Raw genomic sequence first — 22,302 nt, 5'->3', positions numbered from 1 at the left:
AATATCATTTACCAGATATACATTATCCTGTTTTATTCCCGGGATGTCCGGAACAATCGTAAGAGCGCCGCAGGCCAGAATGATTATTTCAAACCCGACTTATAAAAAATGCACTGAGCAGCTGCAGCAGTGCCGCTCAGACCGCTGCAAAGAGTTCTTAAGGAAACATCCACGCTTCAGGAAGCCGCAGACATTTTAAACATCTGCCTGTAAAATCTCTTCCTGCTTTTCCCTGAAAGACGGCTGCCTCGCTTCCTCTTTAGAAAGTGCTGCATACAGATGAATGGTATTTGCACAATCCCACAGCTCGTCCTCCGCAGATTCCTGATCGGAAATCCTTATCCGGAGGGTCTGTACCTGAGCCTGCAGCGCTTTCGTCTCCTCCTTCACCTGATGAATCTGCTCCTTTAACCGCCCAAGCTCTCTGTTTTTTTACGCAGACGGATGGCTGCTGCCAAAATAATTCCTGCCAAAACAGTTATGATCATATTCTGCATCTTATCTCCTCTACTGCAAATGTTCTTTTACCGCTCTGCGTAAAGCCTCCGGCTTCAATGGCATAGTAAGAACCGTCAGGCCGGCCTTCTCCTTCGGCAGCCATTCTTTTCCGGTCAGAAGAATCACCCTGGATGCATCCTGGCTATTCCCGGTTGGATCTGCCTCCTCTGCCAATTTCTCTGACAGGATCCAGATAGATGGCTTCCGATTTCCCAGTTTTTTTCTTTTCTCTTCCCAGGTGGAAAAACAAAGGATATGACCGGGAAACGCTTCTAAAACAGCCTTAAGTCCATTGGCATAAGCTTTGTTTCCATGCATGATAATAAGCAGGTCATCCGTTCGTACCTTCTGACGGATCTGGATAAAATCGAGAACCGGCGTATTGTAAAGGCTGAAATTTTTTTCCTTATGAACCTGGTCATAGTAGCTTTTTGCCGCCTGATACATCCTCAGACAAAACTGCTCGATATCAATCCGAATGTCGCTCCTGTCTGCCTGGCCTCTTGTTCTGTCCAGTTCACAGAGAGATGTGCCACAGTTTACACCTAGGTGAAAATGAACTGTATCCTCATTTTCATCATTTAAAAATCCTTTATTTTGATGGAGGTATTCACACCGAAGCTGCCAGCAGCGTTCCCCGCAGATATAGGGACGCTCATCCCTGGCAGATACCTTAAAGAAGCTGCCTGCGTATTCATCAAACCAGCGGATATACTGTGTCCCCACATCGCGAGTAGGATTTTTCTGCCTGTCCAGCATGACCCGCCCGTTCCTGTATCGTTTTACAAGCTCCGGAAAGGCAATCCCCCCGCAAATAATAAATCTGGACACAATCTGGAAAACGCCCAGGTTCTAAGGCTGGCTCAGGCGCATCATGTAAACTTTAGATTGATCGATGATGATTACAGGGTTGAGATTAAGCTATAGGTGTATCTTGCATTTTTACATCGATTGATATATGATTATTTCAGTTTATTTTTACATAATCAGGGAGAATATATGGTCAGCCTTCATCTAAGTGATTCTACGATCAATTCTTTAAGCAATAATGAATTGAATATTTTAAAATATGTATACGAACACGGTGATGCCATCGTGGATATGAATATTCGGGAGTTTTCTGCCCAGGTATCCTACTCTTCCGCTACGATCTTACGTTTTTGCCGGAAATTGGGATATTCCGGATTTGCAGAATTTAAGTATCAGCTGCGCCATCAAAATACGATCCATGACCTTCCGTCCTCTCCCGAAAAAAAGCCCGACTTTGATATTCAAAAGCTGATGGATTCCATGTGCTTTAACATTGACGGCACTGCCGGCCTGATCTCAGAAGAACAACTTTCCAGAACCTTTCATTATCTTGACAGTGACTGCCCGATCTATGTATGGGCCCCCGGCGGACTTACGTCTATCCTCAGCAATTACTTTGAAAAACTGCTGCTTTCCATCGGTAGGCAAAATGTATATTTGCTGGAATCCTCCAAAATGTCCGCCCACATCCTGCAAAACCAGAAAAATAAGTGTCTTCTGATCCTGATCAGTACTACTGGAAACTTTGAACCAACCATTCGAATGGGAAAAATAGGCAGTATGAATCATATCCCTATTTTGACCATTTCTCCCTATACCAGCAATGCCCTTGCTGATCTGGGAACCATCAATTTCCGTTTTTTTACAAACCAACGTGAAAACCAGGGTGCGGAATTCACATCCCGCCTTCCGGTCTTTTATGTGATACACATGATTATCCGCAGCTATCTGGAATACAAACGTTTAGGAGATACCCATGATTCCATTATTTGAAAAAGCGCACCGTATGCAGCTTACGGAAACAGAAAAGAGCATACTGGATTATTTTGAAAAAAACCTTCCCCTCTCTGTCCACACTCATTTAAATGACCTGAGTTCTGCTCTTTATACCTCAAACGCTACCATCGTTCGTTTTTGTCAAAAACTGGGCTTAAATGGATATAATGAATTTAAATACCAGCTCCGTCATGAGTTAAAACAGATGAAGGAACCCGTTTTTTCTCCTAATGATCTGATTTCCCATTCCCTGGCTCTGTTTAGAGATAATATGGAAGCTGTCGATGCAGACAAATTAAAACGCATTGCCGACTATCTTACCGGCGACAATCCCGTATATATCTATGGTTCCAATTTAAGCTCTGTCCCGGCAAAATATCTTCAGGTCGTTTTAAATACATTGGATCACCCATCGATTCTTATCGAATGGCACCGCCTTCTGGCTGGACTGATCCATGAGATCACCTCGGATTCTGTTTTATTTATGATTTCCGCCCACGGAGATTCTCAGCGCTATCTTCCGATTTTTGAATGTGCCAAAAAAAGAGGAATTACCACTATTCTCCTTACCAGTGAAAAAAACAGTCCTCTACTTTCTTTAAGCACCATCTGGATGTGCAGCAATGATCAGAATGAAGAATGTCATCATGTAGATATCAACTCCCGTCTCGGCATCATCACCCTGATCCAGCTGATTATTGAACTGGCAGCACAGGGTACAATAAAAGAGAACTCCTGATCCAAGTTTTCAAATCAGAAGTTCTCTTTTTATTGATCAATATTTTAATACTTCCCTCACATCGGATGCGATCCGCTCTACCTTCGGGCCGTAAATAACCTGAATATGCGTATCACTCGATCGTACAAATCCCATTGCCCCTGTCTTCTTGAGAATATCCTCATCAACAAGAGCCATATCCTTGATATCCACACGAAGTCTTGTCAGACAGTTATTTACCACACCGATGTTGCCAAAGCCGCCAAGTCCTTCAATAATCTTTACCGCTTTTGCTTTCTGCTGCTCATCCATGGAAACACCCTGCTCCCCGTCTGTTTCCTCTTCATCTGCCACATCGATTGAAAGCTTCTTTTTTGTCAGATACCATTTAAACACCCGATAGTAGACAACAAAGAATACGGGTCCTACTACAAGTACCCAGTACCAGTTGGATCCGGGCTGGAACACACCCCAGATCAGGTAGTCGATCAATCCGCCTCCAGTATTTCCGATAATCACATGAAGCGCTGCCATCAGCATGAACGAAAGACCGCCCATAACAGCATGAAATACAAACAATGCAGGTGCAATAAACATAAATGAAAATTCCAGAGGCTCAGTAATACCGGAAACAACGCTGGCTGCCACGCCTGCGATCATCAGGGCTTTTACCTTTCCCTTCTTTTCTTCCGGAGAAGTACGGTAAATGGCGAGAGCCGCGCCGGAAAGTCCAAACATCATCATCGGCATTTTACCCTGTCCAAGGAATACCGTAAACGGAGCCAGTTCATTGATATCAACCTTATCAATAAACTGCAGGAAAATATTCAGACAGCCTTCTACGCCCTCATAAACACCCCCAAGAGATGTGGTTCTGAAAAGACCGTTCAGCACATGGTGAAGTCCTGTCGGAATCAGAAGGCGTTCCAAAAAACCATAGGTAAATACGCCTGCCAGACCGGTTGCGGAAATAAGGCCGCCCAGCCCGTCAATGGCTGCAGAAATCGGCTTCCATATCAGAGGAGCGATCAGACCGGCTGCTGCCATTGCCATAATTACGGCAATCGCTACGAATCGTTTTCCTCCATAAAAGGAAATTGCTACGGGAAACTGTACTTTATGATATTTGTTATGAATCTTTGCAGTAACCAAACCGGAAATAATACCTGCTACCGCTCCCATGTCCAGTGTTTCCACACCAAGAATCGCGGAAATCTTCAACGCGCTGAAATCCATGAACCCGGATCCTATCATACAGGAAGATGCCACCAAAAAGGTATAGTAGCCAATAAAGCCTGCAAATGCCGCTATTTCCTTTTCTTCCTTTGCAAGACCAAAGGCAATGGAAATAGAAAACAGCACCGGGATCAAGGTAAAAACAACGCCTGCTACCTTATTCAAAGTTAAAATTACAAACTGAAGAACCGGAAGCTGTAAAAATGGCAGCGCCTCTACAACCTGTGCTTTCATCAGTGCAGAACTCAGTCCCAGGACGATGCCGCAGGCAGCTAAAGCTGCAATCGGCATCAGTAAGCTCCGTCCAAGAGCTGAAAAAAAGTCCATAACTTTATTCTTATTCATTGTAAACCCCCGATTTTACATATATTCTCTGATTATGTATGATTACCGCAATTCCGGCCACATCCCCTTATTCGCTTCAATCAGCGCATCCAGAACTTTTCTTGCTTTCTTTGCATCATTGATCAGACGGTTCAGAGTAAATGCCTCCAGTGCCTTCTGATAAGAATTTTCAAAATATGCATCTACGATCAGCTTTTCGCAGGAAACCTGATTAACCAGAAGTCCTAAATTAAACTGCGGAATATTACCCACGCGCATAGGTCTCGGTCCGTTAATACCAAGCTCACAGACCACCTCAACCATTGCATCATCCTGCATATTTGCAATCGCGCCGTTATTTTCCACGATCAGGATATGGCGGTCATTTTTATTGTACGCAATCGCCTCTGCCACCTTTATCATCATCTCTGCATGAGCATCTGATATTGCATGGAATTTATCTCCCAATTTTCCTTCTTTAATTACCTCTGCACATTCGGTAAACACCCTTTTTTCTCTTCCTGCCATAACCTCATCTGCACGGGTAAAGTTGGGATCCAGATGGCTTACTTTATAATCGGGATACAGGTAATACTGATCGTATGTATTTGGAAGAAACTCCGGGAAATCTGCCATGATCGTCTGAACCATTCCATAGGTATCCAGCCAGGACTGATCTCTCTGCTCCGCATCCTGGGGCAAAAATCCTTTCTCCTTCACCATTTCACGAACCTTTGGCAAAAGATCTTCGCCTGTATGTGCATCATATACATGAGTAAACCAGCCATAATGATTCAGGCCAAAATATACCGGATCCAGATCTTCCCATTTACATCCTAACAGGCGGCTTACGGAACGGACTACATTTTCCGGCTGGTCACAGATATTTAAAATTCTCTTGTCATCGGGGAATTCTCTGCGAAGAGCCTCTGCAACGATTGCTGCCGGATTGGAGTAATTTAAAATCCATGCATTGGGCGCATAGGTACGGATATCGTGAACTGCTTTAATCATATCTACACAGGAACGAAGTCCATATGCCATTCCGCCGGCTCCGCAGGTTTCCTGACCAATGAGTCCCATACTGAGAGGAATATGCTCATCCTTGGCGCGCATCTTTAAGCCGCCAGCGCGCATCTGCATAAAGATAAAATCCATTCCTTCATATGCTTCCTTCACATCTGTGGTATAGGAAAATTCCAGTTCCGGAAAACGTTCTTTAAATAAAATTTCGCCATATTTACCAATCGGCTCCTGACGCTCCGCATCTATATCAAACAATACCAGTTTTTTCAGTGGAAATTCTTCTCTCAGGCGTACAAAGGACTTTAAAAATCCCAATGTATATGTACTTCCGCCGCCTACAATACATACATTAAATGTTTTCATAATCGCTTCTCCTTTTTTTCGATTTGTGAGATTTTTTTGATGAATCCATCATACTTTATTCATAATGATATGTAAATAGTTTCTAATTATTGTGAATATCGTATTATATTTTATTATTTGTTACCTATATAGTAATATTTTTCAATCTTTTATATAAAAATACGCCCCGACAGACATTTCCTCTTCTGTCAGAGCGTATTTTGTTACCTTCTTTTATTTTTTTCCTGCTTCTCTGCCTTCCTGCACAATTCTTTCCATTTATCTGTTCGGAAATACAGAAGCATGGCCAGAAGACCCGCTACAAAGCTTATGGGGATTCCTGCCATTACGTTTCTTCCATATCCCAGCCATCCGATCAGACAGGCTGCGGGAATCCGGACTGCCCACAGCATCAGCAGATTCACAATGGTAGGATAACGGATCTCTCCAATTCCATTCACAAAGCAGATAATCCCATTAAATACCGCATAGCACCAGGTAAATGGCAGAACCACGCGAATATAGTGAACTGCCATCTCAAGAACCTGTTCATCCCTTGTAAAAAAACGGAGCACCGGACGGCAGCCGGCTGTAAGCAAAAGACCGGCAGCCAGGGTAATAGCTCCTGAAAATACCGGAATTATTAAAGCTCCTCTGCGAAGCCTTCTGTAATCCTCTGCCCCAAGATTCTGACCTGCAAAAATGGTTGCCGCAGAGGAAAAGGAAGTTATCGCAATATTAGCAATAGCATTCACCTTTCCCGCAACAGAACAACCTGCCACAAAAGCAGAACCCTGGGTATTAAACAACGTCTGCATCACCAGATGGCCGACCGAATATAAAGCTGAGTTTAATCCGAGAGGAAGCCCCACGCTCAGAATCTGTCTGACCATTGCCCTGTCATAGCTATGGGGCAGAAACGTCATAGCCAGCTCTTTGTAATGCTTCCTGATATACAGTATACTGAACAGCCAGGACATTATCATTGCGATGGCTGTCGCCAGAGCTGCCCCTGCCACTCCCATTCCGAATACAGCCACAAAAACCAGATCCAGCACAATATTTACCAGGCAGGTAATCATCAAAAGAAGCAGGGTTGCACTGCTGTTCCCAAGCCCTCTTAATACCCCGGCGTTTAAATTGTATCCCATATTTCCCAGACAGCCCAACGTAGTGATCCTGAGATACTCAACCGCTCCCTCCATGGCGTCTGCCGGCACCTTCATCAGCTTTAAAAGCCAGGGACCTGCCAGCACCCCCACCACAGAAAGAGGAACCGCACAGAGATACAAAAACCATACTGCCGTGGAGGTAAGCCTCCCCATCCGCTTTCCGTCATTTCTTCCCATGGCCTGGGAAACCAGAATCGAAATCCCCGATCCGATTCCCAGAAAGATGCAAAGCAGAATTTCCAACGGCTGAGAACTTGTAGCCACCGCCGCCAAAGCTGCTGCATCACAGTAATTCCCAATAACCAGCGTATCTACTGTACTGTAAAGCTGCTGCAAGATATTTCCCACACAAATAGGAATGGCAAAAATAAGAGCCTTTTTTATAATAGAGCCGCTGGTCATATCCACCAGCGATGGGGAACGCACCATAAATACTTCCTCCGTTTTATAACTGATGTAGTCTATTCTAATACAAACTATTCTCGTATGCAAGAAATATCCGGCACTGTTATATTACAACTTCAATCTTATTTTTCATCGCCTCTTCTCCACACAGGAATACAGCAGCACACCCCCTATGGTAATTGTACCTCCGAAAATCGGAAGGGTATTCGGTACTTCTCCCCAAAAAACAATGCAATTATCCCCGCAGCTACCTTCCTTTTTTCCAAAAACAACAGGCGTCATAAAAACTACTGTCCACAATCTGGAAAACGGGCGGAGTTTCTGAAACTTGAAATACAAACCTGGATGCGGTATCATGAGAATACATGCAGCAAGCTTGGCAACAAACATTCAGCAAGGAACAAAACTATGATATCTTATAAAATTTTGCACACCAAGGACATGAACCGAAGCTTTTTTGATCACTTCATCCGCCATCAGACCGTTGTAAAATGCTGGCGCAGAGAGCATGGAAGCTGGATCATCCGGGATGATCCCTTTACAGATGACTGGTCAGAAGATGACTATCGGCAAATTATCTCCCATTTAAAATCCCTGCTCTGCTCCAATGGCTTTGTCTGCGGTGCTTTTTATCAGAATGCTTTAAAAAGATTTGTATCGGAGGATATGCGGAGAATGGGAATTGGAAGGACGCTCTTGGATGTGTGGATGCAAGGATATACAGCCGGAAGCATGTCGAAGAGGAGCCATATGACTGTCAGATGGAGTATGTATTATAACTGTCAAATTTTTCACAACATTTGCTTACAGTTAAGGCACGCCCGTGACACACAAACACAAAAGAGCCGCAAAAGACGGCTCTTATCCTAAAGTTCCAGTATCCATTACGCATTTAATCAAAAAACAGCTTTAAATCATCTTCTTCGGTACTTATTATGATATAATCAAACATGAAAATCTGTTGTTATTACAACAAAAGGAGAAAAAATGAACTTATCCAATACACAGCTGTTCCGTGGACTGGAGGAACACGAAATCACATCTCTTTTAAGCTGTCTGAATACTGTGACACGCAGTTATAAAAAGGGAGAAATCATTCTCTCCGAGGGAATGATCACGGAAAATATCGGTGTTGTACTCTCCGGTATGGTCCTTATCTCCTACGGTGATATCTGGGGAAATACAAGTATTCTGGGCAATGCAGCACCCGGCTGCGTATTTGCCGAAGTATATGCCTGTATTCCGGGACAACCTCTGCTGATCACTGTATCTGCCGCCGAGCCCGCAACCGTGCTGTTTATGAATGTGGGGCGGGTCTTGACCTCCTGCTCCAATACCTGCCCCTTTCATGCAAGGCTGGCCAGAAACCTGCTGACTGTATGCGCTGACAAAAGCCTTCAGCTTTCCCGAAGAATGAAGCACACTACCTCAAAATCCATCCGCGGGCGTCTGATGTCCTATTTTTCAGAATGTGCCAAACAGTTTGGAAGCAGTTCCTTCATAATTCCCTATAACCGCCAGCAGCTGGCAGACTATCTGGGTGTGGACCGCAGTACCATGTGCAATGAGCTTTCTAAAATGCAGAGAGATGGGATCATTGAATATGAGAAGAATCGATTTTTGCTGAAAATGTGAATGTTAGAAGCGGCAAAGCTGTGACGGGGATTTTCTTTTGATTTGAGAAGGAGTCTTTTTAGCTGCCTGAGACGGTGTTTTTCTACCGGCCTGAGACGGCGTTTTCTTTCCTGCCTGAGACGGAGTTGCTGTCATCCCTTCCGGGATACGATACAGTCCCTTCTTTGCCGGCATCCATACTCCTGCTGCCGTATTCACTTTATAAATCCTGCAGTTTTCCAAAATCGCCCTGTTTGAAGGATTACAGGAGGTATTCAGGTTATCAAATAATCTGAACTGCGTTGCATATCCGGGCATAGCTCCGGTCCACCAGTTTATGTGCTGTCTGTAAGTTTCTCCCGACAAATGAATTTCACATCCGGCTTCATCGGGATAGAAATCAACATTAAACCGAAACGGACTGCTGTCCACCCTGTAATCTACTGAAACCAGCAGCATTGTACCCGGCCGGATGGATACACTCCTGCTTTCCACTTTAATCTGATTGCTCTGGCTCCACCAGTCCGATGCAGCCATTGCCCCAATATTGTACATAAGAGAAATGTTATATCTGTTCCGGGTATATCCGCAGCCGCTGCATCCCTGCCAGCACTGAGAACCATTTTCCTGCCACAAAAGGCTGTGGTCTGCCTTTTCTCTCTCAGCCCGACATCTGCTGCAAAAACGGACATGATACGTCTCATTATAATCCAGACCATTTTTCCATGCATGACCCAGAGCTGCCACATCCGGCGCATCATACTCATATCCACATCGGCAGGAATATCTGTGGATTCCATTCGTGATGCAGTCGGGCTCCTTAATCAGCAAAGAGGAAAAGCTATGATTTCCGTATTCTGTAATTTTCCCGCATACTCTGCAGTAAAACCAGTGTGTCTGACCATCATATTTCATATCGGTTCCCTGGGAATGATCACACTCCCATCTGGCATACAGTAAAATATCACCTGATTCATCCGGCCCGATCTGTACAGCCGGCTCTCCACTGAAATCAGGGGATCGAAACCATCCTGAAAAGCTATATCCTCCATATACCAGTTCTGACTTTTCAGGCAGAATCACAGTCTCTCCTCTTTCGTATTTCACCGGAGGACTATATCCTTTTTTCCATGCTCCTCCATTAAGACTGTATTCAATCGAAGATCCCGTGCCCCTGATTGAAAAATCATTTCTTATTTTTTCTGAGCTTCCGCCATACTGTCCATATGCCGGAAATACCATAAGCACTGCTAAAAGAGCTGTAATTGCCCCAAATCTGAGCTTTTTTAAAAATGTATATCGCCTATCTGCTCTCATCCATTTTCTCCATCCCCATTTTGCCATCCCAGACTCCATTTTTATCTACCAGACAGCCATCCGGCGTCCTTTCGTCCATATACATACTGCCGTATGATTTATATCCCAGCTTTTCATAGATCCATTTTCCCAGTCCCGTTTTCCAAAACCAGGTCTGTCCGGGAATGTCCTCTTCTGCGGCAAAATAATAACTTTTTCCGTCTATTTCCTGCCAGCCTGACAGCATGATTCCTGTCCTGCGGTCAAGAAAATACCACTTGCCGTCCTGCCCGTCCTTGTGCCATCCCTTGATCAGCATTCCCAAATTCCCATCACTTACTTCACTGGTATAGTACCACAGAGCATCTGACGCCTGATACCAGCCAACCGTCATGATCCCGTCTTTTCCAAAATGAAACCAGCTGCACGTATTCTTTACCGGAGCATAGGGATTGGGCGTATAAACCCAGGCATCTCTTATATAATTTCCCCTGCCGTCACCGTATTTCCACTGCCTCTTTCTCTCATCCGCCAGTTCCCATTTTCCCATAGAGCATTCTGCCTTTTCCTGAGGAGACGGGTATGGATAAAACTTTGAGCCTCCTTTAAAACCACCGTGTCCTTTGGATATGGATGCAGAATGGATAATCTCCGCCCCTTTCCATGGATTTTTTCCGGAAAAATCCGGGCGAAATGCACTGTACTGTACAGCCTGTGCATCAACAGCCACTTCTACCTGCGTTCCTTTTAAGACTAAGTGGGCATCCGGGATCAGAATCCCATCTGTCACAGGGATATCCGTCCTGGCTTCTGCTTTTTTTGTATAATAGTAATATTCCCCGTGCTTTTCCCAGCCTTTAAGGATCATGAGGTTTTTATCTGAAAAAGGGGCATTCAGGCCTTTTCTGGAAAATCGAAACTTTACCCGTACCCAGGAGGGACCCAGCTTATTTTTAAGCGTCAGCCTGTATCCTGCTGTTGATCCGGGAAAATATTCCTCTGCCCCATCTGTTTCTGCATCCAGCTCAATGGCTACCTGTGAAGTTTCGGAGGCGTATACAGGAAAAGCCCCTGTAAGGCACATGATCGCCAAAACTGTACACAACCTTCTCTTTCTCATCCTATTCCTACTTTAGCCCCAGTGTTGCTGCAGCCGCATCCAATGTAGGCTGTCCTGTGGTCTGGATCAGGCTTCCCGATACATTGACAGAATCTGATACGGCCTCTAATTTCGTAAAATCCTGCACCGTAAAGCTGGTAAAAAGCTTAGGTGTTTCCGCTCCTGGGGCCAGGGGATCTTTCAGTCCGTAGATATACACTCTGTCCGTCCCCGGCTCTCCGGAAATATCTTCCCTGATTTTCTCCCATTTTGCACCATCAATCCCATTCAAAACCACCGCATCATACACCTGATCTGAAAGATCTCCCTTCTTCTGTGCAGTAACTGCCGGAATCTCCACCTGTAAAAATGCCCATGATTGATATTCCACATTTGATTTTAAAGACGGATCCTTTGTTACCTCCTGCCCCGGCTCCAGATCCACGGCGTTTGCCGGATTCCAACCCGGCTCCAAAATAGTACCTGCCGTATCCTTCTGATCCGACCGGCCTGCCACAATATTAAACACATTGGACTTTGTTTCTGCCGTGCCAGAAAAATACGCATATGCACCGCTGACTGCTCCAAGCGTCATTGCTCCTGCCAAAACTGCTGCTTTCGTTTTTTTGCTGAATCCCATAAAAATCTCCTTCCGCCCAACCGGGCTATTATATTTTATAACAACGATGACCGCATCCTGAAACGCCGGAGGAAGCCACCTGTGTTATCATCCTATTTCGGACAACCTGAATACCTCTCTCAGGATCGGAGCCGCTGCATTCAGCCGGAAGACTACGGTTCCCTTTACATCCTTTTTCAAAATACAAACTGTGTCCGGCTCCGGGTTCGCATCTCCCTGAAACCAATATCCATCCTCCGTAATATCAATCACACGATGGATCACTGCGTTTCCATTTGAAAAATAAACGCCAATCTCCCCTTTTTCAGGCGCTCTTCGAGAATCCGCTGCCACAATTGCCCCTGTCTGCAGCTCTGGTTCCATGGAACCCGTACGGATCAGATAGCGGTCAAAACGCTGATTTCCATACAAAATGGCAGCCAAAAGAATCAGAAATACCAGATTTCCTTTCAAAAAGGCTATTATTTTTTTCAATTTTAGACTCCTCCCTGGAAATAGAATACTTTTATGAATGGAAAATTTTGAATTGAATAAAATAGTGGAAATTTTGAAAATAAAGAAAAAATTTTGATTTCAAAGAAATTCATAAGAAAAAGACAGACCTGTCTGAAATGTGGTTCCTGCTTTTTTACTATTTATACTTCATAATCCGGATGATGTCAAGGGGGATAATTACAAAAATACTTGACCTGTATATGAAATCGGATAGAATAAATCATATACCCTGACTTCCGTCGTTTCTCTCAAAACATAGTACTCAGGAGTCCAGGAGGATACAGTTCTGAAAAAGATTGTTGATTTCTTTTTCAGTGAGAAACAAAGCATCAAGATTCGTTAGGCCAGTAGCTTTTTTGACTTTTTCGTTTACTGTCTGGTTTCGAGAAATATTAATATAAGAGCCATCTCCTTTATTGACAATCCGGAAGTCCCGTATGAAATCAATCAGATCATAAGAATTAATCTGATTTTTAAAAACTTTAATCTCAAGCACTCTTAAAAGAAACAAGCTAAGGTAGCAGATTAAAAAATGCCCATAGATTGTTTCTTTTTTGTGCACGTAAACCGGGCGTGCATCCAGATAAGACTTTGTGATCCGGAAGGATTCTTCGATCTTCCATAAGCTGTGGTAGGTCTGATAGATTTGGAGCGGTTCCATATACAACTCTGAGGTGACCATAAGGTTGTATCCTGCATACTTCAGATCCTCATTAACCTTCTCTTTATCAATTCCTATCACAGGAGTTATCTTTTTCCCGTTCTTATATGACACTTTTTGAACGCGGCTGTTTCTTTTCTTTATCCCAGTGAGATTCATACATCTGCAAATAGGTACCTTTTTTCTTCTTCTCTTTTCTTAAATAGTATGCCATAACCGACCTCCGAACAAAGTGTTATAGAGTACTATTATTATAATATATCAAAAAAATTTTTTTCAATAAAAAAAGCCCCAAAAGGGCATTGAAAATTTGCTGTAAATAAAGGAAAAACCGAGATGCAGGAAAAGAAATGAAAAAATGACAAAAAGAAAACGACGGAAATTTCCTAGTACTACGACGGAAAACGGGAGAAATTTGCCAGAAACGAGATTTCTTTCTGGATTGACTTTTTCATGAGTACAGCATATACTATAGACAGTATAAAAAAACTGTTTTACGGTTTTTATATGGGCGGCGTTGCGACGGCGTCCTAATTTTTTGGCTCTTTGTCAAGAGTTGGGGTGGTATTCTTTGGAATACCGTCCACTCTTAGGTTTTGGGACATTTTTATGTTTGATTGAAATGATCACATTTTTCTTTTAAAAATAGCGCCTCTCCTGGTTTTCAGGAGGGGCACTGTTCATTTTTAGACTTCTGCATTATTTGGTTGTAAAACGATTCGGTTTTGATGGGTGTGTGGCTGCAAAAACAAAACATGGAAAAAATTGTCCTGTTTCATAAAAAAGCTTCAAGAAAAAATCAGACTGAATGCCGTAGAACTTGTCGTCATCAGCCCCCCCAGTGCTTACAGGGAACAACCTACGAAATGTAGACTTCCTGAATAAATTTCGAAAATGGGTACTGGCCATGTAAACAAAGTCTCATTTCTGGTATCATGTACGATGTCCTGTACCAAATATCAGAAACAGAACAAAGAAAAATACAAGTAATCCAAGCCAGTTTCTTCTCAAAAGCAGATGTATCATCATGGAAATCAGCAAAATGCCCATTACAATTATAATTCCATTCATCTCTTACCGTCTCCCTGCAGCATATTCTCCCATACAAATATCTAATACTTCTCTGGGCGGCTGGATCAGGGCGTCCTCATACTGGCACTTCCACTGAATCTCCCGGCACATCTGGCCATCCGCCACGCCGTCTATGGTTTCCCCATCCTGAATGGGGTTATCATGCTCCAATATGTACGATGCCACATTGTAGGCGTGGTTTACCACCCAGTTGGGGTTCATGTCGTGGAAGTGGTACTGGAGGTCAGGCAGGAACAGGGTGCTCATGCCCACCGTGTCGATGAGCATATCTTCCGTGCCCTCAATGTTGAAGAATCGGACATTGACACCAAAGCGGATGAACCGATCCGTGCCCTCAATCTGATGGGAGCGCACATCCTCTGCCAGAAACAGCTTGCCGCAGTTCTGAAAATAGAATGCCTCACAGGTGGGGTACAGCTCCGCCAGAGCCTCCAAAAAGTCGGCATCCAGATTGGCACGCTCCAGCGCCGGAAGCGCCGCTGCCAGCATATCGGTGGCTACCACCTGATATTTACACTCCCGGAAGATCCGCTCCCGGTTCTCCTGGCAGTCCCACATCTGGCTCATCGGGAAGGCATCAAAGCCTTTGCCCTTGAACTCGTCGCATTTCATCACCATCAGCTGCACCGGGCATTTTCCCTCCTTGAACTCTGCAATATGCTCCTGTGCGGCAAAGCCGGCCATTTTCTTATCATAACAGAAGCACTCTGTCGATCCGATGTGCTTCTCCATTACGGCAGTCATTTTTTCTTTATCCGGCATTTCTACCTGCTCTTTGAACAGCATCTGAATGAGATAGGGACCACCGGGCCGGGAACCTTTTTTGTCGTCCAGGTTTTGCTGGAAAGCTTTATTGCTCATTTGGTTTCCTCCTTCTTTTCTGGGAACAACTTCCACCGAAACTCCAGCTCTTTCTGGACAAACTCTTTCGGCAGGCCGCGGGGGTTGGCGATGAGATACCATACCCGAAAGGTGCGCTTCTTCGAATCTGTTTCCTGCCGGTAGAGCTGATAGCCCGCCTCATCCTCCTGCGTCCACTGTCCTGTCTGCCGCTTGGCCTGCACAAAGGGTTCCACCACCTGGTCCAGCTCCTCTCTGGTGCGGCTTGAGGCCCAAGCTTGATCCACATCATTGGCGTGGGAGAGGTGGAACAACATCGAACCCATCCAGTTCTTTGCCTTGTGTTCAGGCGTTCCGCGCAATTCCGCCTGATGGCGGTACTCCGCCAGCTGCTCCGGTGTTCCGTACCGTTCCACCATCTGCTCATCCACATGAATGCGCCAGCTGTAATCCTCTGGCTGGGTAAAGGGGGCGCAGACCGACTGGAGCGCCCCTACTGGGTCTGCTTCAAAGCAGTCAATAAAATTGAGGTAGTGGGCTTTAATCAGGGGCAGGAAGGTGTTCAGCAGCCTGGTGTCCAGCCACAGATCCTCTGTCAGCATCCGAAAGAATGAACCGCCTGTTGTCGGTTCTATTTTGAAAGAGTAAAGGTAATCATCTCCCTGCTTTATGATACAGGTAAAGCCCACCTCCACATTTCCATGGCCGATTTCGTAGTCTATGTAGTTGTAGCGGCTCCGGTCAAAGCAGATCTGATAGGTCAGCCCGTTTTTCATTTTCTTTTTGAAGTCGCCTTTTTTCAGCTGCTTCCAGCCTTTTTCCTCCAGATCCAGGCCGTTCCATAGGTAGTCCAGAAGCTCCTGAAATATATCTGCCGGGCGTTTTTGCTCCATAGCTATTCATCCCCTAAATCATTTTCTACACCATCTCATACAGCAGGGCTGTATTGCCCCGCACCAGTTCCAGATGGGAGCGCAGCGTTTCAAGTCCGCTTTGCACCACCTTGGCGGGCAGATCCCAGCCTGGGGCAATTTCAGCAGCCAGCTCCAAGAGGTCCTGCTCCCGCAGAGCTGCCAGCAGTTTAGACGCCAGCTCGCCCTCCAGCAGAGTGCAGTCCAGGGTGTCCTCCGTCTGGGGAGCAGGAAAACGGACATCCAGATCCAGCTCGCCCTCACCAGTTTCCCTTAGTTAAAGATATGAACCCTCTTTATCAGTCTACTTTTCCAATAAATCGGTAGTATATCTCTATTTCCTGTATTCTTTCGTTATCCTCATTCGTTGTTGCTTCGTGAATAAGGATTTTTTCTATCATTGCATTTAATAACGGTGCTGTCAGTTCCTTTGGTACGGAATACTCCTTGATTAACTCAATCCACTTTTCAGCACCTATCATATCCTGTTCCATTTTACTTAATTCTTCTCTTAGGTTGGTTATCTGCTGTTCCAGTTCTATCTGTTCTTTTTGATATTTCCCCGACAGCATGATGAAATTTCGTTCCGTTATCTTCTCACAGGCTCTATCTTCATACATTTTCGCAAACAAGCGGTCAATCTCATTTTGTCGGCTCTCGGCTTTCTTCAAGGCACTTGCCTTTTTCTTCTTTTCCCGTATTCGCTCTGCATTGCCAGCCTTTTGTATCTTATTCAACACCTTTTCTTCGTCCTGCTGTACTGCCTTAGCCCAATACTGCAATCGATCCAATACGGCTTGATACAGCACATCATAACGGATATAGTGCATAGAACAAGTACCTTTGCCAAACTGTCCGTAGTAACTGCAAGCATAATAACTGTATGGCGTTTTATTTGCCTTATTTGTCGCAAACCGCATAGACCAGCCACAATCCGCACACTTGACAAGCCCTGCAAATATCGGCGTTGCTTTTTCCTTTGTCTGTCTACGCCTTGATTTTATCTGTTCCTGCACACGATAGAATACTTCCTTATCAATAATCGGCTCATGGGTATTTTCTACTCGAAACCATTCACTTTCAGGCTTACGCACTTTCTTCTTGCTTTTGAATGAAACTGTTGATTGTCGATTATGAACGCTGTTTCCGATATAGACTTCACTTTTTAAGATTGCCTTGACATGAGCAATCGTCCACTCATAACGCTTGCTGTCGAGCTTTCCCTCAAAGATATGTGCAAAAGTACCGTACCTTGTGAAATTCAGCCAAGACGCTGTCGGAACTTTTTCTTCTCGCAGTACCTTTGTGATTTTGGCACTACCGTAACCTTGATAGGCTAGGGAGAAGATTTTTTCAACAATCCATTTTGTTTCCTCATCAACCAGCAGTTTTCCTTTGATGTCGGGGTGTTTCTTATATCCTAACGGAGCATAAGCCCCATAATACGCACCCTCTGCAAATTTTGTCTTAAATGCAGATTTCACTTTACGGCTTGTATCTCTTGCCACCCATTCATTGATGATGTTTTTAAATGGTGCAATCTCACTTTCACCTTTTTCGCTGTCTACACCGTCGTCAATCGCTATGTAACGGACATTATGGCTGGGAAAATACAATTCTGTATATTGTCCTGTCATAATATAATTTCTGCCAAGTCGGGAAAGGTCTTTCGTTACAACACAGTTGATTTTTCCTGCCTCTATATCTTCAATCATTCTCTGGAAACTCGGTCTTTCAAAATTTGTTCCCGACCAGCCGTCATCAATATACTCATCAATCACATTCAAATGATGTTCTTTTGCATATAGACGCAACATACTTCTTTGTGTGGTAATGCTGGAACTTTCGCCCTGTAATTCATCATCTCGGCTTAACCTAAGATAAAGTGCAGTATTGTAAATCTGTTGTTTCATTGTCAGTTATCCTCCTTTATAACTAACCCGTGTTTACAATACCTGCTTGCAAGTAAAGTATAACACGGGTACTTTTTGTCATTCAATCTATTTCTTACAACTGCACCGATTTTATGCGATTGTCTGCTTTGCTTTTTCCAGCATAACATCCGTCAGAAGTTCTTCCATTGTCTTTCCCTTTTCGGAAAAATGCTCTTTTACAACAATCTTTGTTTTTCCTCTGTTGCCAATGCCACGCTTATTATCTGTCTTTTCCTGCCTTGTTTTTACAATATCAGCAATAGCACATACCCCCTTTCTGTAAAAATCTTTTCTAAGCAATTCAACGGCTTTTGTCATAGCCCACAGGAGTTCCACCTCTGCATAGTTCTTATGTAGCCGTACCCATTGCGTGCGACGCTCTGAACGCTCAAGCTGTGGCTGTACGGGAGTATCATTATCAGACAGAACAGGTCATGGCGGTAGGAAAGGACAAGTTTCTTACAGGAACACAGATAAGGCTCGCTCACTTTAGCAGGGAAAAGGTCATGGCGTATCTGTTTCAACGGCTCGCTGTCTGTCAAACGTATTAAATTGCTTTATTCAGTTGTCAAAGAACACGAAAGAAGAAAATCGTCTTTCCTATATACCGCGTTGGAAAAGAGCAGAAGCGTAACCAATCTTCAAAACTTTTCTCTTTTCCTGCACCATATAGGGAAAGAAAGTGTCATTCTGCTAAGTTGGTGATGAAAAAATCTGATTTTCTTTTCACACCCTAACTACCCATGCAACACTATTACTACCAACTATGGAATGAAAGATTTTCTTTGCTCCATATAGGGAATGGAAACTACGGATTGTTAAGTTGAAATTGAAAATCGTTTCTTCTTTCACATCATATAGGGACAGCAACCACCGATTTAATGACCTGTTTTCAAAAAAAGTCAGATTTCCTTTCCTTGCACCATATCTGTACGCAAGTAACCGTTTTGTTGCAGATTTTTTGAAGAAATTAAAAAATACCGTCATTCCCTTGTGGAACAGCGGTATCTTTCTCAATCATATCTGCTATGTCTGTTGTCATTTGTTTAATTTTTAATTCCTGCTTTTCTGTTAGTCTTGTATGTCTGTCGATTTCTTCCAGATAATTTGCTCCTGTTTTCTTTTCAATCTCTTTTATCATCAATAAAGAGGGCATGACCTGTCTTTCTAACCAGCGTTTTGTTTTATCCATATTGACAGCAACAGGCGTCATAATAAACGGAAGTGAGGTCGTTACATTATCTAAAAATATATCCCATAAAATATAATCGGGAAAATCTATCTGTGTGAGGATAAGGCTTGCTATGGTCTGTTCGGGATTTCTTGTAAAAACAAATTGTTCTATCGTTTGTTCTGCTTTTTCATTTTTCAAACGAATTTCAAAGCGGTTCTTAATGTTTGTTTTTATGCCTTTGCTTTTTTGTTCCTTTTCTTTTTCATACAGGCAAAAGTAAATAGAACTATTCTTTGAACCGATATAAAAGGTTTTTGCAGTATCTCCATGTGTACCCGATAATTTCCCGCTGTCTACTGCTTCATGGGTTCTTGAACGTTTCCATACCTTGTTGGCATAATAGCGTTCCCTTAGAATTTCTATATCCAGCAGTCCGCCCATATCATTGACCGCTAAATCTATGCGTTTAAAAACACCTTGATAATCTATACAACATCTTAAAAAGTAATACCAGTCTATCCCTCTTGCCTGTAAAACATATTCCAAGTTCCGACACCCCATACCTCTTAATTCCAATAAAACACCCATAGAACTATCTTTAGAAGCATTTATACTAATATCCTCATAGACATACTGTTCTTCATAACCATACATTCCGTAATCTTCATGGATAAAATATTCGCTCTTCATTGCCAGTACATTTTTTATAATTTCCAATGCGTCTATGGTAGGAAAACGAACACGCAGGTAGTCAATCGTTAAAGTGAAAGGCTGAGTACAATTACAATAATCAAGATAATGTAGAAGTATATGTTTCATTTCTTTACTGGCTTTTGTTTTTCCGTTTTCAATTTCATTTAAGTTCTGCCTGCTGATTTGCAATTCCTGTGCCAGTCGTGATTGCGAATAATCACAGGCTTTTCTCTTTTGCTTTAATGTTTCAATAAATTTCATATCATTCATGTTTTATTCCTCCAATCAAAAAAGGCATATACTCATAGAAGCATACACCTTGTATCTTATCATTATTTGCTATTGATATGATGTTTTAGACCTGTCGGGTAGAAAAAATAGGGTGTGAAGTGAAATAAGTTCTTATAACCTTGTAAATCGTTGCATATCAGCAGTTTTATATTTATTTTTTCTCTTGTCTTTTGTAATAGTACCCCCCTGTTAGATAACGGGGGCTTACTGTTCGCTCGCAAGCTCGCTCAACTGCCGGAGTGAACCAGCCACTAAAAACGGTGGAAAAATCTAAGAGATTTTCCCACCGCCGTGTCTGGATCACTCCGCCTATTATGCTTTTTCGCTTTACCTTTTAATCCCCAATCATATTATACCTCTAATGCACGAATTAGATTTACCATTTCAATAGCTCCCTGTGCACATTCAGAGCCTTTATTTCCTGCTTTGCTACCAGCTCGTTCTATCGCCTGTTCAATCGTATCTGTCGTAAGAACACCAAACATAACTGGTGTTTCGGTATTTAAACTGATTTGAGCAATTCCTTTTGATACCTCACTACACACATAATCATAATGGCTTGTACTACCTCGAATAACTGCTCCCAAACAAATAATCGCATCATATTTTTTACTTTTTGCCATTTTAGACGCTATCAAAGGTATTTCAAATGCTCCCGGAACCCAAGCTACCTCTATGTCCTTTTCACCAACATTTTCTCTTTTCAAATTATCTAATGCACCTGCTAACAGCTTAGAAGTTATAAACTCATTAAATCTTGCTACAACAATACCGATTTTTATATTTTCTGCTACTAAATTTCCTTCAAAAGTGTTCATTTATTTTTCCTCCATATTCAAAATGTGTCCCATTCGGTCTTTCTTTGTCTTTAGATAAAAACTATCATAAGGATTTGCTTCTATTTCAATCGGTACTCTGCTTGAAATTTTCATTCCATAATCTTCTAACTGATAAACTTTATCAGGATTATTTGTAAGTAAATGCAATGATTTTATTCCCAAATCTCTTAAAATCTGTGCACCGATATAATATTCTCTTAAATCGCCTTGAAATCCTAATGCAAGGTTGGCATCAAGTGTATCCATACCGTTATCCTGTAAATGATAGGCTTTTAGTTTATTGACAAGCCCGATACCTCGTCCCTCTTGTCGCATATAAAGCAATACACCAGAACCATTTTCTGCAATCATTTTCATTGCTTTATCTAACTGCTGTCCACAATCACAGCGTAAAGAACCAAAGACATCTCCTGTTAAGCACTCTGAGTGGACACGACATAGCACATCGTTTCCATTATTCAAATCTCCCATAACCAATGCAACATGATGTTCTCCATTCAATTTATTGATATAACAATGTGCTTTGAAATTCCCATATTTTGTAGGCATTTCTACAACCGAAACACATTCTACAAGCAAATCATATACTTTTCTGTATTCCTGTAATTCTTTAATTGTGAGGGTAGGTATATGGTGCGTTTGAGAAAACTGAATTAAATCAGGTGTTCTCATCATTTTCCCGTTTTCATTCATAATTTCGCAACATAAGCCACATTCTTTTAAGCCAGCCAACCTCAATAGGTCAACCGTTGCTTCTGTATGTCCATTTCTTTCCAAAACACCTCCGTTCTTTGCAATCAGAGGAAACATGTGCCCCGGTCTACGAAAGTCAAAGGGATTTACATTCTCAGTCACACACATACGAGCCGTTAATCCTCTTTCTTCGGCAGAAATACCTGTTGTAGTATCCTTATAATCAATAGAAACTGTAAAGGCAGTTTCATGGTTATCTGTATTATCTTCAACCATAGGGGAAAGCATGAGCCTGTTAGCCAGACTTTCACTCATAGGCATACAGATTAAGCCTTTTGCATAAGTCGCCATAAAATTAACATTTTCTGTTGTCGCAAATTGTGCCGAACAAATTAAATCCCCCTCATTTTCTCTCTCTTTATCGTCCATAACCAAAACAAGTTTTCCCTCTTGTAACGCCTGCAATGCCTCTTTTATTTTTTGATATTTCATAATTCCTTTAT

General features: G+C 42.9%; 22 protein-coding genes and 1 pseudogene. 5 read left to right on the top strand and 18 right to left on the bottom strand.

Translation table 11 applies throughout. The features are described 5' to 3' along the window. Positions 1-195: 195 nt before the first annotated feature. Positions 196-390: a hypothetical protein gene (locus tag ACZM6M_RS03120; protein WP_418496557.1), complete on the bottom strand. Its 195-nt coding sequence runs from the start codon at positions 388-390 to the stop codon at positions 196-198. A 117-nt stretch (positions 391-507) separates the two neighbouring features. Further along, a complete protein-coding gene (locus ACZM6M_RS03115; protein ID WP_489489680.1) occupies positions 508-1,329 on the bottom strand; it encodes a hypothetical protein in 822 nt (273 codons plus the stop codon). 168 nt (positions 1,330-1,497) lie between these two features. Here ACZM6M_RS03115 and ACZM6M_RS03110 point away from each other — a divergent pair, with 168 nt between their 5' ends. Continuing rightward, positions 1,498-2,301, top strand: a complete 804-nt coding sequence (locus ACZM6M_RS03110) for a MurR/RpiR family transcriptional regulator (RefSeq protein ID WP_489489678.1) — start codon at positions 1,498-1,500, stop codon at positions 2,299-2,301. Next, on the top strand, positions 2,285-3,043 hold the full coding sequence (locus ACZM6M_RS03105; RefSeq protein WP_337434009.1) for a MurR/RpiR family transcriptional regulator: 759 nt from the start codon (positions 2,285-2,287) through the stop codon (positions 3,041-3,043). Before ACZM6M_RS03110 ends, ACZM6M_RS03105 begins: the two co-directional genes overlap by 17 nt. A 36-nt stretch (positions 3,044-3,079) precedes the next feature. On the opposite strand, the gene ACZM6M_RS03100 is transcribed toward ACZM6M_RS03105, so the two are convergent. The 3 genes from ACZM6M_RS03100 to ACZM6M_RS03090 all read right to left on the bottom strand — a co-directional run bounded on the left by ACZM6M_RS03100 (position 3,080) and on the right by ACZM6M_RS03090 (position 7,551). Beyond that, positions 3,080-4,603, bottom strand: coding sequence for a PTS transporter subunit EIIC (locus tag ACZM6M_RS03100; protein ID WP_337932212.1), 1,524 nt, complete (start codon positions 4,601-4,603; stop codon positions 3,080-3,082). A gap of 42 nt (positions 4,604-4,645) precedes the next feature. After that, complete coding sequence (locus ACZM6M_RS03095; RefSeq protein WP_066549632.1) at positions 4,646-5,971, bottom strand: 6-phospho-alpha-glucosidase; 1,326 nt, start codon at positions 5,969-5,971, stop codon at positions 4,646-4,648. 203 nt (positions 5,972-6,174) lie between these two features. Next, on the bottom strand, positions 6,175-7,551 hold the full coding sequence (locus tag ACZM6M_RS03090) for an MATE family efflux transporter (protein WP_337932214.1): 1,377 nt from the start codon (positions 7,549-7,551) through the stop codon (positions 6,175-6,177). A 384-nt stretch (positions 7,552-7,935) separates the two neighbouring features. Between ACZM6M_RS03090 and ACZM6M_RS03085 the strand changes: the two genes are divergently transcribed. Beyond that, positions 7,936-8,397, top strand: a complete 462-nt coding sequence (locus ACZM6M_RS03085) for a hypothetical protein (protein WP_489489675.1) — start codon at positions 7,936-7,938, stop codon at positions 8,395-8,397. A 117-nt stretch (positions 8,398-8,514) separates the two neighbouring features. Next, complete coding sequence (locus tag ACZM6M_RS03080) at positions 8,515-9,162, top strand: Crp/Fnr family transcriptional regulator (protein ID WP_066549642.1); 648 nt, start codon at positions 8,515-8,517, stop codon at positions 9,160-9,162. Positions 9,163-9,165: 3 nt separating this feature from the next. Here ACZM6M_RS03080 and ACZM6M_RS03075 read toward each other — a convergent pair whose 3' ends face one another. The 5 genes and pseudogenes from ACZM6M_RS03075 to ACZM6M_RS03055 form a co-directional block, all read right to left on the bottom strand. Then, positions 9,166-10,458 carry an InlB B-repeat-containing protein gene (locus tag ACZM6M_RS03075; protein ID WP_337932217.1) on the bottom strand — a complete coding sequence of 431 codons (1,293 nt, stop codon included), beginning with the start codon at positions 10,456-10,458 and terminating at the stop codon, positions 9,166-9,168. Further along, positions 10,445-11,557 carry a hypothetical protein gene (locus ACZM6M_RS03070; RefSeq protein ID WP_337434013.1) on the bottom strand — a complete coding sequence of 371 codons (1,113 nt, stop codon included), beginning with the start codon at positions 11,555-11,557 and terminating at the stop codon, positions 10,445-10,447. The genes ACZM6M_RS03075 and ACZM6M_RS03070 overlap by 14 nt, the downstream gene beginning before the upstream one ends. Before the next feature lie 7 nt (positions 11,558-11,564). Continuing rightward, complete coding sequence (locus ACZM6M_RS03065; RefSeq protein WP_489489671.1) at positions 11,565-12,176, bottom strand: hypothetical protein; 612 nt, start codon at positions 12,174-12,176, stop codon at positions 11,565-11,567. A gap of 87 nt (positions 12,177-12,263) precedes the next feature. After that, complete coding sequence (locus ACZM6M_RS03060) at positions 12,264-12,650, bottom strand: signal peptidase I (RefSeq protein WP_337932222.1); 387 nt, start codon at positions 12,648-12,650, stop codon at positions 12,264-12,266. A 283-nt stretch (positions 12,651-12,933) separates the two neighbouring features. Next, positions 12,934-13,437 (bottom strand): annotated as a pseudogene (locus ACZM6M_RS03055) (IS1634 family transposase); the annotation flags it as partial. 627 nt (positions 13,438-14,064) lie between these two features. On the opposite strand from ACZM6M_RS03055, the gene ACZM6M_RS03050 reads away from it, so the two are divergent. Next, positions 14,065-14,217 carry a DUF6718 family protein gene (locus ACZM6M_RS03050; RefSeq protein WP_417301129.1) on the top strand — a complete coding sequence of 51 codons (153 nt, stop codon included), beginning with the start codon at positions 14,065-14,067 and terminating at the stop codon, positions 14,215-14,217. A gap of 189 nt (positions 14,218-14,406) precedes the next feature. Here ACZM6M_RS03050 and ACZM6M_RS03045 read toward each other — a convergent pair whose 3' ends face one another. From ACZM6M_RS03045 to ACZM6M_RS03010, 8 genes are all read right to left on the bottom strand, one after another. Beyond that, positions 14,407-15,285 (bottom strand): DUF4261 domain-containing protein, encoded by an 879-nt coding sequence (locus ACZM6M_RS03045; protein ID WP_489489668.1) that lies wholly within the window; start codon positions 15,283-15,285, stop codon positions 14,407-14,409. Then, positions 15,282-16,157, bottom strand: coding sequence for a spondin (locus ACZM6M_RS03040; protein ID WP_066549657.1), 876 nt, complete (start codon positions 16,155-16,157; stop codon positions 15,282-15,284). Before ACZM6M_RS03040 ends, ACZM6M_RS03045 begins: the two co-directional genes overlap by 4 nt. A gap of 25 nt (positions 16,158-16,182) precedes the next feature. Then, positions 16,183-16,314: a hypothetical protein gene (locus ACZM6M_RS03035; RefSeq protein ID WP_278284605.1), complete on the bottom strand. Its 132-nt coding sequence runs from the start codon at positions 16,312-16,314 to the stop codon at positions 16,183-16,185. 160 nt (positions 16,315-16,474) lie between these two features. Beyond that, positions 16,475-18,088, bottom strand: coding sequence for a recombinase family protein (locus ACZM6M_RS03030; RefSeq protein WP_489489665.1), 1,614 nt, complete (start codon positions 18,086-18,088; stop codon positions 16,475-16,477). A 111-nt stretch (positions 18,089-18,199) separates the two neighbouring features. Beyond that, complete coding sequence (locus tag ACZM6M_RS03025) at positions 18,200-18,427, bottom strand: tRNA wybutosine-synthesizing protein 3-like protein (RefSeq protein WP_066549665.1); 228 nt, start codon at positions 18,425-18,427, stop codon at positions 18,200-18,202. Positions 18,428-19,079: 652 nt separating this feature from the next. Continuing rightward, complete coding sequence (locus ACZM6M_RS03020) at positions 19,080-20,246, bottom strand: replication initiation factor domain-containing protein (RefSeq protein WP_337933859.1); 1,167 nt, start codon at positions 20,244-20,246, stop codon at positions 19,080-19,082. Between the two features lie 371 nt (positions 20,247-20,617). After that, positions 20,618-21,085, bottom strand: coding sequence for a 6,7-dimethyl-8-ribityllumazine synthase (gene ribH, locus ACZM6M_RS03015; RefSeq protein WP_008394619.1), 468 nt, complete (start codon positions 21,083-21,085; stop codon positions 20,618-20,620). Next, entirely contained in the window at positions 21,086-22,291 is a 1,206-nt protein-coding gene (locus tag ACZM6M_RS03010; RefSeq protein ID WP_066549670.1) for a bifunctional 3,4-dihydroxy-2-butanone-4-phosphate synthase/GTP cyclohydrolase II, read from the bottom strand. Positions 22,292-22,302: the final 11 nt, after the last annotated feature.

The sequence above is a fragment of the Enterocloster sp. genome, assembly GCF_057861365.1.
The sequence above is the reverse complement of the archived record's forward strand: the minus strand, read 5'-3'. Positions and strand labels throughout refer to the sequence as shown.